This window comes from Bacillus sp. FSL R7-0672 (genome assembly GCF_038601465.1).
Lineage (GTDB): Bacteria > Bacillota > Bacilli > Bacillales > Bacillaceae > Bacillus > Bacillus pumilus.
In genome coordinates, this window is record NZ_CP152010.1 from 3,132,033 (window position 1) to 3,146,003 (window position 13,971).

Consider the following 13,971-nt stretch of genomic DNA (forward strand, 5'->3'; position numbering starts at 1 on the left):
CAGGCAATCATCCTTCCGCTTTTAGCTCTAGCAATAGATCTCTTAATTCTGCTGCTTTTTCAAAATCAAGCGCTTTTGCTGCATCTTTCATTTCCATCTCGACCTTTTCGATCACTTTTTCTCGTTCTTTTTTGCTCATTTTTGACAGCTTTGGTGCTGCATTTGTTTCATATTCTTCCGATTCTTCATGTATCTTTGTTGCTTTAATGGCATCTCTGATTTTCTTATGGATGGTTTGCGGAGTAATTCCATATTTCTCATTATACGCCTCTTGCTGCTCTCGTCTTCGCTTCGTTTCTTGAATCGCAATATCCATTGATTTGGTCATTTTATCTGCATACATAATGACCCGGCCTTCCGAATTTCTCGCTGCACGGCCTATCGTCTGGATGAGGGATCTTTCAGAGCGTAAGAAGCCTTCTTTATCTGCATCTAAAATCGTCACGAGCGAGACCTCTGGAATATCCAGTCCTTCACGAAGAAGGTTGATTCCCACAAGCACATCATATTTTCCGAGACGTAAATCGCGAATAATCTCAATCCGCTCAAGGGTCTTAATTTCTGAATGCAGATAATTGACCTTGATTCCGATCTCTTTTAAGTAATCTGTAAGATCCTCAGACATTTTCTTCGTCAGCGTCGTCACAAGCACACGTTCATTTTTCTCAACCCGCGCATGAATTTCTCCAATTAAGTCATCAATTTGCCCTTCAATCGGACGCACTTCAATGATTGGATCAAGTAAACCTGTTGGACGAATAATTTGTTCCACAACCTCTGGGGTTTTCTCAAGCTCGTAAGGACCAGGAGTGGCAGATACATGTACAATATGATTAATATGCTTTTCAAACTCATCAAAGGTGAGCGGTCTGTTATCAAGTGCTGAAGGCAGACGGAATCCGTGATCAACCAACACTTGCTTTCTTGCTTGGTCCCCGTTGTACATCGCGCGTATTTGCGGTATTGTCACATGTGACTCATCGACAACAATCATAAAATCATCTGGGAAATAATCAAGCAATGTGTAGGGTGTTGAACCAGGAGGACGCAAGGTTAGGTGCCTTGAGTAGTTCTCGATTCCTGAACAAAAGCCCATTTCTCTCATCATCTCAAGGTCATATCTTGTCCGCTGCTCAAGACGCTGCGCTTCTAGCAATTTTTCATTATCTCGAAGTTTTTCGAGCTGCTCTTCAAGCTCTTGTTCAATATTAATAATTGCTTTTTCCATTTTTTCTTCTCTTGTGACGAAGTGAGATGCTGGGAAAATAGCCACATGCTCACGATCACCGAGTATTTCTCCAGTCAGTGCATCCACTTCACGAATACGTTCAATTTCATCACCGAAAAACTCCACTCTGATACAATGCTCATCACGTGAAGCAGGGAAAATTTCAACGACGTCTCCTCGTACTCGGAAGGTTCCGCGCTGAAAATCTATATCATTACGAGAATACTGAATGTCCACCAGCTTACGAAGAAGCTGATTGCGTTCAATCTCCATTTCAGTACGTAAAGACAGCACAAGCTCTCGATATTCCTCTGGCGAACCTAAGCCATAAATACAGGAGACACTGGCAATGATAATGACATCTCTCCGCTCAAATAACGAGGACGTAGCAGAGTGTCTCAGTTTATCAATCTCATCATTGATGCTGGCATCCTTTTCAATAAATGTATCAGTCTGAGGCACGTACGCCTCTGGTTGGTAATAATCATAGTAACTCACAAAATATTCGACAGCATTATTCGGAAAGAATTCCTTGAACTCGCTGTATAGCTGACCGGCAAGTGTCTTGTTATGCGCAATGACAAGTGTCGGTTTGTTCACTTCTTTGATCAGGTTGGATACAGTAAAGGTCTTTCCCGTACCTGTAGCACCTAACAGCGTTTGATGCTGTTTTCCCTGATGGATCCCCTCAACAAGCTTTTCAATCGCCTTCGGCTGGTCTCCTTGGGGCTGATAGTTAGAAACTAATTCAAAGCGGTCACTCACATCAAAGCCTCCGTTTCGTTACGAAATCTATCTAATGAATATATTATCATAAAAGAACACAAAAATACGAACTAAAGTTCGGCTCTTGCTTGATTTTTATTTCCAATACAGTCATACCCTCTCTTCAATACCAAATAACCCTCTTGCGAAAACCTTCCTTTCAGTATGGAACATTTCGGTGAGAGATATTCGATGAGCAGAAAAAGAGCACAAAAAGAAAGCTGCACTCACTATAATTCGTAAGCACAGCTTATAAAACGTCATCTTTCTGCCTAACACGCTCTTGATGATGATATCAATGATTTTTTTCAGCCTTTTCTCTCTTTTCAATTTCTTTTTTAGCCATATATAATGCCCCAGCTACTAAAGAAATGATATCTAATCCCACAATAAAGTAGGTTTCTGTATAGCCCTTCATGTACGAGGCAAATAAAAGCGCTGCTGTTAATGCAATGCCCACATAATGATTATAAGTAACCTTTGAAAATAAAATAACGAGCAGGAAAGGAAAAACAAGTGCAAATATGGCTTTTGTAATCACATAAACCCTCCCTCTTCTTGGTCTACTCCCTTGATTATAGTAAAGATTGGCATATTGAACAATTCACAGTTTTCAATTTCACCTATTTTTCTTTCTGTTCGGAGACTTTTGTTATAGATATAGAAGGAAATTAGTGAGAATGTCCCCTTTGTAAAGATAGGTCTTTCCGTCTTTGACAGTAACATCCAATAAATCCTATGATTAAAATGATAGTGCGCACTATCATTTTAAAAACAATAGAGAGATAGACAAACCATTGGCTATTTGGATAAGGGGGCATTCCCATGTATTCAGTTTTATTTCATGCGGCTGAAGAATCCGCAGCACTCGCAGGGGCAAAAGGCCTGAATTTAATCAAATTAAACAATCACGGCCTGCCAGTCCCAGATGGATTTATTATCAAAACCAACAGCTTTTCAAGCTTTCTTTCATATCACAACCTGCACCAAACTGAACAAAACCTTGCTGACAAAATCAAAAAAGCATCGTTCCCTTCTCAAATGGAAGCAGAACTCCTTTCGTCCTTTCAATCATTGCGGAAGACTTATCCCTCAGTTGCAGTTCGATCCTCTTCTGTTGCTGAAGATCTCGAAGGCGCCTCATTTGCAGGACAGTACGAGACCTATTTAAATATCAAAACAAATGAAGAATTCTTACAAGCTGTCAAAGAATGCTGGTCTTCTTATTTTGAAGCGAGAGTGACAGAATATAAGGAAGAGATGGGTGAAAACGAGGAAGAGATGCCGCTCATGGCTGTTGTCGTTCAAGGATTGATCCATTCTGACGTCTCCGGTGTCATCTTTAGTGAAAATCCCGTAACAGGAAAAACAAATGAAATGATGCTCACAGCAAGCTACGGACTAGGAGAAGCAATCGTCTCCGGGATTGTGACACCAGACACATTTATTGTAGACAAAGAGACACTTTCTATTGAAAAATCACTTGGAACGAAAGAACTGCAAATTGTACCTTATCAAGAAGGTGTCATTGAACAATCAGTAACTGAGGAAATGGCTGGTCAGTTTTGCCTGAATGATGACCAATTAGTAGAAATCACGCAAATCACCAAACAAGTAGAAGCACTTTATGGTCATAGCGTCGATATCGAATTTGGAATAGCAAATGGCACATTTTATTTACTTCAAGCCAGGCCGATTACTACAGCCCTCTCAAAAGCAGCAGATGAGACAGCGGGCGCTTCTTTTCAAATGCAGCCAGACGAGCTGCAGGATTTCTGGATCTCAATGGACGATCATATGCCGGGCCCAACAAGTCCTCTCTTTTCAAGTCTGATCATCCCAGCATTAAAAAGCGGTATGAAGAAAAATGGTGAAAAATATCAAGTGCCTGATCTGAATATTAAAGATATCAAGCTTTATAGAGGTCACCTGTATTCATCACCGTCCCTGCCTGAAGCGAGTGCAGAAACTGCACCAGTTTTTGATGAGAGCATATTTGAGTTATTTCCACATTTAAGTGAACGTATGTATGAGATTTTAGAGAAAAATTTCTTTCCCTTTTATGAAAAACTCGATCGCCAAATGAAGGAACCGATGACCATTGAAGACGCCATCGTCGGCTTCGAAAAATTAAAGACTTTTTATATACAAGCATACGATGATCATTTTGATATTGTCATACCTCAAGTCATTTTATCGACTATGATTGAAGACATGCTTGTGACGTATACTGGTGATCAATCACAAGTGATCCTGCTGCATGAGATGATGATAGGCGTGATGAACAAATCTCTTGAAACAGACAAGAAGCTATCTGATTTTGCAAAGAGTGTCCTTCAAGATACTGAACTTCATCAAGCGTTTATGAAGCATGAAAAGAACCCAGAGCTGCTTGATGCACTCACTCAATCGGAAAAAGGCAGACACTTCATTTCGGAATTAGAGGAATTTCTTCAAGTCTATGGCTGGCGATCTGTTAAAAGTCATGATCTTACGGAGGAGACATGGGCGGAAAACCCTGAGTTTATACTAGATATCATCAGAAACAACATTCAACACCAATGTGATTTTGATGAAGAATTTGCACAAGCCGTCATCAAAAGACAAGAGACATATGAACATTTTATGAGCCAAGTGAAGGATGAAGCGTTTAAAACGAAATTTGAGACACTTTATCAATTTGCTCTACAGGCCGCTAATATCCGTGACGATCACCACTTCTACATTGATGCCATGTTAGATGCTAAAGCCAGGGTATATCTATTAAAAATTGGTGAACTTCTTGTACAAAAAGGAGCGATTCCTCATCAAGAAGATCTATGGTATCTCTACGATGAGGAGGTACACACAGCGCTCACAACGTCTACAACATTTGATACGGTCATCGCACAAAGAAAAATTGACATGAAAGAAAATGAAGCCATTCAGCCACCAGCTTATATGGGCACCCCAACTGAATCTGAATTGCAGCAAGTAGAAAGAATGCTCGGTTCATTAAGAGAAAATGAAAACAACACAAGCGATATGATCTATGGAATTGGCGCATCTAGCGGTATTGTTTCTGGAAGAGTAAAAGTCATTACATGTGCTGAGGAATTCTCACAATTTCAAAAGGATGATATTTTAGTTTGCAAAACAACCACACCTTTATGGACGAGCTTATTTAGAGATGCAAAAGCAGTCATAACCGATGCTGGAGGCATTTTGTCTCATTCAGCTATTATTGCTAGAGAGTATATGATGCCAGCTGTCCTAGGTACCCGAATAGCGACTGAAACACTTCAATCCGGTGACCTTGTGACAGTAGATGGAAGCAATGGACGCATTCAGATATTAAAACAGCATGCACGTGCCTAACTTTATCATTTTGGATCATATTGGCGGTCATAGGTTTTATCGGTATACTTACTTTGTTGCAAACACATTCATGACCTGAGGTGAGTATGCTTGTTAAAATCTACAAATCAACGAATCATTCGCGCAACAATGGATTTATTAACTGAAAAGGGCTATCAAAAAACCACAACCAAAGAAATAGCCACAAAAGCGAATGTCAGTGAAGCGACTATTTTCCGCAACTTTAAAAACAAACGCGGCGTCATTGCTGCCATTATGAAAATGAAATCAACACCGACAAAAACCTTAGAAGCAGAATTTAAAGGCGATTTACACACCGATTTAAAGTTTCTCGGTTCATATTTCCTTGAAGATTTAACTTCAAAAAAAGAATTTATTTATATCAGCATGCGAGAACCGGCTATGTTTAAAGATTTGACTAGTCATGAAAAAATTTATCCTCAAGAACTAAGGGAAATGCTGATGCAATATTTCAAAAAGATGAGTGCTCAGCATCATCTCTTAAATGGAAAAGAAGACATTTATGCAGACATTTTCATTAGTACGTATTTCGGTTTTTTTATTCAGCAGCTTGAGCAAGACTTCCAGCTCGTATTAACACAAAAAGATGATTTTATTGAGACATACACACACATTTTCATGAGAGGAATTTCTCCCGCTTAAAGGGTGGAATTCTTCTTTTTTCCAAAAGGTGGTATACACACATTGAAATTGCAAAAAGAGAGTTTGATCATCTATTCTTTGTTACTTGGAGCTATACTAGTTCCGGTCAACTCAACGATGATCGCAGTCGCTTTATCATCCATATCAACTTATTATGATCAATCCATTTCAAACATTACTTGGGTTGTCACGATTTATCTTATTGTCATGGCGGTCACCCAGCCTATCGCTGGTAAGTTAGGAGATATATACGGACACCGCCGCATGTATTTAACCGGAGTGACACTCTTTTTAATCGGCTCGATTGGCTGTGCTTTAGCACCTAATCTAGCATTTCTCATCATTTTTCGCTCCATTCAAGCAGCTGGCGGGGCTATTTTAACACCGAATAGCATTGCTTTGATTCGTGGAACAGTCTCACCCGAAAAACTGTCTAAAACAATGGGTTACTTTGGATTTGGTGCTGGTATTGGTGCCGCACTTGGGCCTTTTCTTGGATCGATTCTCATTCAGAGTTTTGATTGGCATTCCATATTCTTAGTGAATATCCCATTCCTATTTCTTACACTAGTCACCGGCGTTTTACTCATTCCAAACATAAAGCATACACGCATACACGCAAGGGTAGATATGATCGGTTCATTGTATTTAACCATCGGAATTGCCACAGTCATTCTATGCACAAAAAGCCAGCTACTAAATGAATATTTAATTTATGGCATTCTAGCATTGATTGTCATTCCTTTATTCTTTAAACATGTACGGAAAGTAAAGAATCCAATTATCGATTTATCCCTATTTAAAAACAGTTCATTTACAAATGCGAATCTGTCGATCATGCTAAGTAATTTTGTGATGTATGCCATCCTTCTCATTATGCCGCTGTTTATGGAACAGCAACTTGCCCTTTCTCATACACAAAGCGGTATGATTCTATCGGTATTTTCTCTTTGTATGTCTCTTAGCGGTTTATTAGGCGCAAGACTCCATCCTAAAAAAGGCGCGAAAAAAATGATTCGCTTTTCATTTCTCTGCCTTACTTTAACAGGCATCATGTTAATTACACTGAGTCAGTACCCAACCTTACCACTGCTGATCGTGACACTAGTCGCAGGTGGAATTTCATCAGGGATTGGTATGACCAGTATGCAGATGGCTTCTTTAACAGCTGTTGATCAAAGTTTATCTGGTTCGGCCTCTGGTATTTTCTCAACCTTTCGATATTTTGGCAGTATCATTTCGTCGACTTTGATTGGTATCATGAGTGGTTTCCAACCTTTATTTATTGTATTAATGGGCGCAGGAATCCTCGGCTTCCTTTTATCCCAACGCGTCAAAACGAAATCTACCTCTCCATCATCTGGGCATTCTGCCTAATGACTCCCTGCGCTCTATGTCGATTTAGAGCGGGGGAGTTTTCATTATTTTTATCACTGTAAGCTATAGCTGGCACAGGAATCAAATATTGAAAATCCTTTTTTAAAGAGGAAAAAAAGCCATATGGCTAGACAAAAAAGGAACTTTAAATCGAATTGTCCTCATTCATCCACCTAAGATCTGTTTTTCAACTCTTTCAGCATTGATAACTTCGATTTTTTTTCACAATTTTTGTGGTATGCTTTTTGAAAATAGAGGACGCAAAGGAGCGGAAGAATGGAACGTGTAAAATATGTTTTGATCTATTTATCAGCTCTATTGTTATTCATGTCAGGCTGTGGAAAAGACCAGCAGTTTACTCCACCTGGCAGCTCTCAATTGATCGCGGTCATCTCTCAATTAAAAAAAGCCTCCTTTTCAATAGTTGATTTACAAAAGAATAAAATGATCTCTTCCGTTGATTTAAAACATCCGCTCACTGATCTTATCCAAATCAACAAAGACGTCATCATCGCAACTAGTAAAGAAGGAGAATCGCTTATCGAAATTAATTTAAAAAAAGGTACAGCAACAGATTATATGGATGTGAATAAAGGGCTGACTTCCCTTACATATGATGCAGCTTCTCACACCTTAATTGCAGCGGATTCACAGAAAAATGTCGTTTATTTTATTGATACGCAGCGTAAAAAAATAAAAGCAACTGTGAAGACCGGAAAGTTACCTTCTTCTATGACACTTTCTCCGTCAGGTACTTTATTTGTTTTAAATGCAGAAAGTCATACTGTCTCTGTCATAGATATTGAGAAGGAAAAACATATACGTACGTTCTCTGTACTTGAACGACCTTCTGGTATTCATTTTGATGGACAATCCATTTGGATCGGTGGTCACGGTAAACCAGGCACCTTAAATAAGAGCATTTTTGCTTACGACCCTCAAACAGGTAAAAAACAGCGAGAAATAAAACTAGGCGTTATGCCTGTTGCATTCTTTTCAGAGAAAAATTCTTCTACTTTATATGTACTTTGTCATGGAGATCATACGCTATACAAAGTAGATACAGAGACGAATAAGCAGCTTGCTTCTGTTGAAACTGGTCAAAATCCGAATTATATCACCGCTGATACCACATCAATATATGTGAGTAACTTAGATGACAATTCAGTATCAATTATCGATAAACATACATTCATGATGAAAAATCGACTGAATGTCCCATCAGGACCTTATGCTATCGTGTTGGAGGAAAAGAAATGAAAGAACAAATGCATATTTTAATCGTAGACGATGAGTTCGATATGCTTGAGTTAATCGGGTCCTTCTTAAAAAGACAAGGCTTTCACATCATCACAGCTAGTAATGGATTGGATGCCTTACGTCAGCTTGAAAAAGAACCTGTTGACCTTGTAGTACTAGATATCATGATGCCTGATATGGATGGATTTGAAGTCTGCCAGCGTATTCGACAAACTTCTCAAATCCCCATCTTATTCTTAACAGCTAGAAGTTATGAGGAAGATCGAATTAGAGGCCTAGAAATTGGTGCGGATGACTACATCATGAAGCCTTTCAGTCTACGTGAGCTTGCAGCAAGAATTGAAACAACTTTGAGACGAATTAGAGGTCTTTCGCTAAAGCGCAGCCGCATACAGTTTGGTGACATGGAGATTGATCAGGATGGTAGACAAGTCTATATCCATCAGGAGCCCATTAATTTAACTAGAAGAGAATTCGATTTGCTCATGTTTCTTTTACTCAATCAAGGCCAAGTGTTTTCACGAGAACAGCTCTATCAAAAATTGTGGGAATCACATTCTACTAGCGGCTCTTTACGAACAGTCGATACACATATCAAAACGCTGAGACTGAAATTAAAGGGAGCGGAACGGCATATAAAAACCGTTTGGGGTGTCGGCTATAAGTTTGAGGAGGAAGAATGAAGCCTTTATCGATTAAAAAGAAAGTGCTCTTCTTAATCCTTGTAGTGACCGGAATCGTTGCTGCCTCAGCTCTTGCCCTCACCTATTACTTATACCAGCACTTATATGTTGATAAGCAGATTGATTCCTTAAGTTTACAAGGTAAAAAGCTGGCACAAATCTATCATCAACACGGGAAAGATACGTATTTTACCGATAGAATAAAATGGGCTAACGACTCGAGTCAGGCGAACATTATTTTTACAGATGACCCAATGGAACTTTCAAGTGGTCTTCCTTTTGATACGAACACAAATGATAACCTCATCACGTTCAAGGAACGCCAAAAGCTCCTTCAAGGGGAAACCGTCGTGTTGATTAGAGAACACTCACAGTTTCATCAAGATATTCTTGGCATCGCCATCCCTGTCTTCTCAAGCAAAGATGAGCTATCAGGGACAATTTTTCTATCCATGCCCTTATCGGATGTATATGAACCCTTTGTCCAAATCAGATTGACACTTGGCATATCCATTTTATTAATTCTGCTCCTGATTTTCTTTATCGGATATAAAAGCTCCAATAAAGTCGTTCGGACAATTAATCAAATGAAAGAAATTGCAATGGAAATGGAATCTGGCGATTTTTCAAAACGGATGGCTGTGACCAAAAACGGAGATGAATTAAACCAGCTGGGCCGCTCTTTTAACAAACTGTCTTCTACCCTTGAAAAAGTTGAGCAGCACCGCAGGAAATTTCTTGCGAATGTCTCCCACGAACTTCGAACTCCGCTAAGTTATATGAAAGGATATGCTGAAGGTATTGAAGAAGGGATTATTGATCAAAAAAAAGGAATGCACATCATCCAGGATGAGGCCGCTCGTTTAAGCCGGCTTGTGCACGATCTTTTAGACCTTGCGCAGCTAGAAGGAGATTCTTATCCACTAACGATGGAGCCAATCGTCTTTGCTCAGCTGATTCATGACGTTCTTGATCAAATGGCATTTATCGCTAATCAAAAGGGCATTTATCTGAAACGGACACTTGATGAGGATTGTATTGTGTATGGCGATAGCGATCGACTGCAACAAGTGGTTCGTAATTTACTGGACAATGCCATTCATTACACTCCCTCTGGAAAATCGGTCTCGATTGAATTACTAGTTCACCAACATAAAGCTGAATTGAGAGTGACAGATGAGGGCAACGGCATTCCAAAAGAAGACCTTCCACATGTTTCTGAGCGATTTTACCGAGTAAATAAGGCACGTACGAGAAAAGATGGCGGCTCAGGCCTTGGACTAGCTATTGTCTATCAAATCATGAAAAAACATCATGGCACGTTCGTTATTCAATCTGAGCCAGGATACGGTACGACAGCCATCATCCAGCTGCCAAATACTCCAATCGATGAAGACCTGCATACGATATAACCAATTAGATTTTGTAGGTAAGGTCATTCGTTTCATCCAAATATACGCATCAGTCGCCTAAATTTGAACAGCTATTTTCAGCCCCTTTTTGATCATCTACTTTTATGCATCAATTCCTTTCAAAAGGATAGTCGATTGCTTTCGTTCAAACAATAAAACTGCATTAAAAAAAGCGTGCGAGACCTTCTTCAAAAGTCCTGCACGCTTTTAAATTAAACAGCTGTTTCAAACCGCTTTCTATTGATGAAGAAAGAAAGCGTGATGATGAGATAGATACCCATTGTGACCAAGGTTTGGACAATCGGAGTTGTTGATACTACGCCAATAAAAATGGCAATGATCGCAATGACAGAAAACCATGTTGTGAAAGGATACAGCTTGACGCGATATCCTCCTGGTGCTGCTACGCTTCGAGACTTTAGATGCCCGACAGCAATAATAAACCAAATGAATAAGACCGTGTAGCTTAAAGATCCCATTAAATAATTAAAGGTTTGACTTCCTACAAAAAGAGAGATTAATACGGCTGCATACAAAGTAGATGTACATACTAGAATCGCTCTGACTGGCACCTGCTGTTTCGACAGCTTCGAAAAGCCCTTCCATATACGACCATCCATTGCCTGTGTAAATAGTACCCTTGAAGAAGCATACAGACCAGAGTTCATAGAAGACAAGATCGCTAATAAAATAATCCCGTTCATGATATCACTTGCATATGGCACACCAATCGTTGCAAACACCGTGACAAATGGGCTCACTTGTTCATTGTTTACTTGATTCCAAGGAATTAAGCTGACGATGATGAAGAACGGAAGTACATAAAAACCGATGATTCGTACAAATGTACTTTGAATGGCTTTTGGGATGACTTTTTCAGGGTTTTTCGTTTCTGCTAATGTAACCCCAATCATTTCAGTTCCGCCATATGAATACACGACCACCAGCATTGCCGCAATTAAGCCGCCTGTTCCATTCGGGAAAAATCCTCCGTGTTCGGTTAAGTTGGATAATCCCGGTGCTGCATGCTGTCCGAATGAGACAAACAGCATCGTTAACCCAATGATAATAAATAAAAGAATGACAGCAATTTTAATAGAAGCTAACCAGTACTCTGTCTCAGCAAACATTTTGACTGAACAAACATTGATCAATGTCACAACAAGTGAAATGATTAACACAAGTGTCCAAATCGGTACTTGCGGGAACCAGTACTGAATAAAGATTGCAGAAACGATCGCTTCTGCTGCAATGTTCAACACCCACATTTTCCAATAGATCCAATCTAAGAAATAGGCGGGGTATTTGCCTAACACAGGTTCAATTAAATCACGGAATGTTCTAGCGCCAGGTCGTGCAACCGTCATTTCGGCAAGTCCTTGCATAATAAATAATAAAATAAGACCACCAATCATATATGCCAAAATGACAGCAGGACCCGCGATATCAATGGCAGAACTGCTTCCTTTAAACAGACCAGCACCGATGGCTCCGCCAAGTGCGAGCATCATGATATGCCTTGACGTCATTGTTCGTTTTAACTGCACATGTTCCTTTTCCATTTTCTATAGCTCCTTTAAATTTGAATCTTCAGACAAATATAAGATAAAAGCATATAAAAAGGCCAGTCATCTCCTTGAAGAGACGACTGACCTTGCAACCGCGTTACCACTCTTATTGACTCAGACATAGCTGAATCCAACTTGAAACCCGATAACGGAGGTCACACGTAAAGACTTACTATTCATTCAGTCTTGCCGCTCCTTGAGCGAGTTCAATGATCCGTTTTACTGCGTTGCACCAACCCGCAGCTCTCTTAGAAAACGGATATTCATTTACTATTCTCAAGTCAAAGCGTTTTATAGTCAATTTGTCTATTTATAAAAGATTTTATTTTTTAAATATACTGACTAACCACGCAATTGTCAACAGCCTTTTTCAGACATTTTCTTTTAACGAATCCAAACGGCTACTTCATCCATTGGACGACGCGTTTTGCCGCGCTTTGGCTCAATGACTCGATACCCAAAGGCAGCCATGACAGAGATGTCGTACTGACCATCTTCAAGTAATCCTTCTTCCTCAAGCATACGATGAATTTCATCGTAGCTGAATCCCTCAACAGGGCATGAATCAATGCCGATTTGTGCCGCGGCTGTCATCATATTTCCAAGGGCAATATACGTTTGTTTGGAAGCCCAATCGAAGAGCGTACGGTCAGTTTCCATCAAATGAAGATCATTCTCTTGGAATTGTTTGTAGCGTTCTTTTACCATCTCAAACGTTTCGTCTGTCATTCCCTTGATTTCCTTGTTGATGTATTCTGCATATGGTGAATCATACCGGGCGTCTGTTCTTGCCAAAATGATCACAAAATGGCTGGCAGTTGGAAGCTGCTTTTGCGCACCCCATGTATATTCTTTTAATTTCTCTCTAAATGCTTCATTTTGAACGACGAGGAACTTCCAAGGCTCAAATCCGACAGAGCTTGGGGAAAGTCTTCCTGTTTCTAAAATGAACGAAAAATCATCTTCTGGAATCTTTTTCGCCGGATCAAACTCTTTTGTCGCATGACGGAATTCAAACGCCTCTATGATTTCTTTTTTTAATTGCTCTTTGTCTCTCATGGTATTCATCCTTTCTAGTGAACGATTAGGGTGTGTTTCATCAATCCAATTTCTTTCCATTTCCATATAGAAATTGTTATGATAAGAAAACAAACAGCCCGAATGTGTGATGTGATACCTCTATGTTAAAAGAAAAGTTTCCTTTGATTCAAGTACGCACATTTTTGTTCGTTAGTTACAATCATGTTCGTTTATCACCCATTTCGTCTTAGAAAGGAGTGTAAAAATGAGTGCACCATCCAATCCAGTCAGTATTGTCAATCATGGCTGTCCCGTTTCAACCACCTCGAGTGTAATAGGTGGAAAATGGAAAGGAGTGATCCTTTATCATTTGACTTGCGGTCCAAAACGATACAACGAATTACGCCGGCTTCTGCCAAGAATTTCTCAGCGTGTTCTTACGCTGCAATTGCGCGAGCTAGAACAAGACGGCGTTGTTCACAGAGAAGTCTATGAGGAGGTCCCTCCTCGTGTCGAATATTCACTCACTTCTCTAGGAGATACGTTAAAGCCTATCATCTTCGCTATGCGTGAATGGGGCCAATCCTATGGAAAAGAAGCGCGCCCAAAAGAAAAAAGCTGCCATCTCTAGCAGCTTT

Annotated in this window: 11 protein-coding genes and 1 other annotated feature; of the genes, 7 read left to right on the plus strand and 4 right to left on the minus strand. The window is 39.8% G+C overall.

All coding sequences use genetic code 11. From position 1 onward, the window contains the following. Positions 1 to 7: 7 nt before the first annotated feature. Both uvrB and MKY18_RS16010 read right to left on the minus strand, forming a co-directional pair. The gene (gene uvrB / locus MKY18_RS16005; protein ID WP_044139364.1) at positions 8 to 1,993 is read right to left on the minus strand and encodes an excinuclease ABC subunit UvrB; all 1,986 of its coding nucleotides are present in this window, start codon (positions 1,991 to 1,993) and stop codon (positions 8 to 10) included. A 295-nt stretch (positions 1,994 to 2,288) separates the two neighbouring features. Beyond that, positions 2,289 to 2,534 carry a CsbA family protein gene (locus MKY18_RS16010; protein ID WP_003212837.1) on the minus strand — a complete coding sequence of 82 codons (246 nt, stop codon included), beginning with the start codon at positions 2,532 to 2,534 and terminating at the stop codon, positions 2,289 to 2,291. 284 nt (positions 2,535 to 2,818) lie between these two features. Here MKY18_RS16010 and MKY18_RS16015 point away from each other — a divergent pair, with 284 nt between their 5' ends. From MKY18_RS16015 to MKY18_RS16040, 6 genes are all read left to right on the plus strand, one after another. Next, entirely contained in the window at positions 2,819 to 5,350 is a 2,532-nt protein-coding gene (locus MKY18_RS16015; protein ID WP_342497577.1) for a PEP/pyruvate-binding domain-containing protein, read from the plus strand. A gap of 90 nt (positions 5,351 to 5,440) precedes the next feature. Then, on the plus strand, positions 5,441 to 6,013 hold the full coding sequence (locus MKY18_RS16020; protein WP_065097949.1) for a TetR/AcrR family transcriptional regulator: 573 nt from the start codon (positions 5,441 to 5,443) through the stop codon (positions 6,011 to 6,013). A 42-nt stretch (positions 6,014 to 6,055) separates the two neighbouring features. Continuing rightward, positions 6,056 to 7,390 carry an MFS transporter gene (locus tag MKY18_RS16025; RefSeq protein WP_065097948.1) on the plus strand — a complete coding sequence of 445 codons (1,335 nt, stop codon included), beginning with the start codon at positions 6,056 to 6,058 and terminating at the stop codon, positions 7,388 to 7,390. A 276-nt stretch (positions 7,391 to 7,666) separates the two neighbouring features. Next, positions 7,667 to 8,650 carry a YncE family protein gene (locus MKY18_RS16030; RefSeq protein ID WP_283923967.1) on the plus strand — a complete coding sequence of 328 codons (984 nt, stop codon included), beginning with the start codon at positions 7,667 to 7,669 and terminating at the stop codon, positions 8,648 to 8,650. Next, entirely contained in the window at positions 8,647 to 9,333 is a 687-nt protein-coding gene (locus MKY18_RS16035) for a response regulator transcription factor (RefSeq protein ID WP_113768125.1), read from the plus strand. Before MKY18_RS16030 ends, MKY18_RS16035 begins: the two co-directional genes overlap by 4 nt. Beyond that, positions 9,330 to 10,745: an ATP-binding protein gene (locus tag MKY18_RS16040; RefSeq protein WP_185107797.1), complete on the plus strand. Its 1,416-nt coding sequence runs from the start codon at positions 9,330 to 9,332 to the stop codon at positions 10,743 to 10,745. The genes MKY18_RS16035 and MKY18_RS16040 overlap by 4 nt, the downstream gene beginning before the upstream one ends. Before the next feature lie 212 nt (positions 10,746 to 10,957). Here MKY18_RS16040 and MKY18_RS16045 read toward each other — a convergent pair whose 3' ends face one another. Then, positions 10,958 to 12,307: an amino acid permease gene (locus MKY18_RS16045; RefSeq protein WP_003212968.1), complete on the minus strand. Its 1,350-nt coding sequence runs from the start codon at positions 12,305 to 12,307 to the stop codon at positions 10,958 to 10,960. A gap of 75 nt (positions 12,308 to 12,382) precedes the next feature. Further along, positions 12,383 to 12,607, minus strand: a binding site (T-box leader). A 90-nt stretch (positions 12,608 to 12,697) separates the two neighbouring features. Further along, positions 12,698 to 13,372, minus strand: coding sequence for an NAD(P)H-dependent oxidoreductase (locus tag MKY18_RS16050; protein WP_065097944.1), 675 nt, complete (start codon positions 13,370 to 13,372; stop codon positions 12,698 to 12,700). A gap of 226 nt (positions 13,373 to 13,598) precedes the next feature. Here MKY18_RS16050 and MKY18_RS16055 point away from each other — a divergent pair, with 226 nt between their 5' ends. Further along, on the plus strand, positions 13,599 to 13,964 hold the full coding sequence (locus MKY18_RS16055) for a winged helix-turn-helix transcriptional regulator (protein WP_185107795.1): 366 nt from the start codon (positions 13,599 to 13,601) through the stop codon (positions 13,962 to 13,964). Positions 13,965 to 13,971 lie beyond the last annotated feature (7 nt).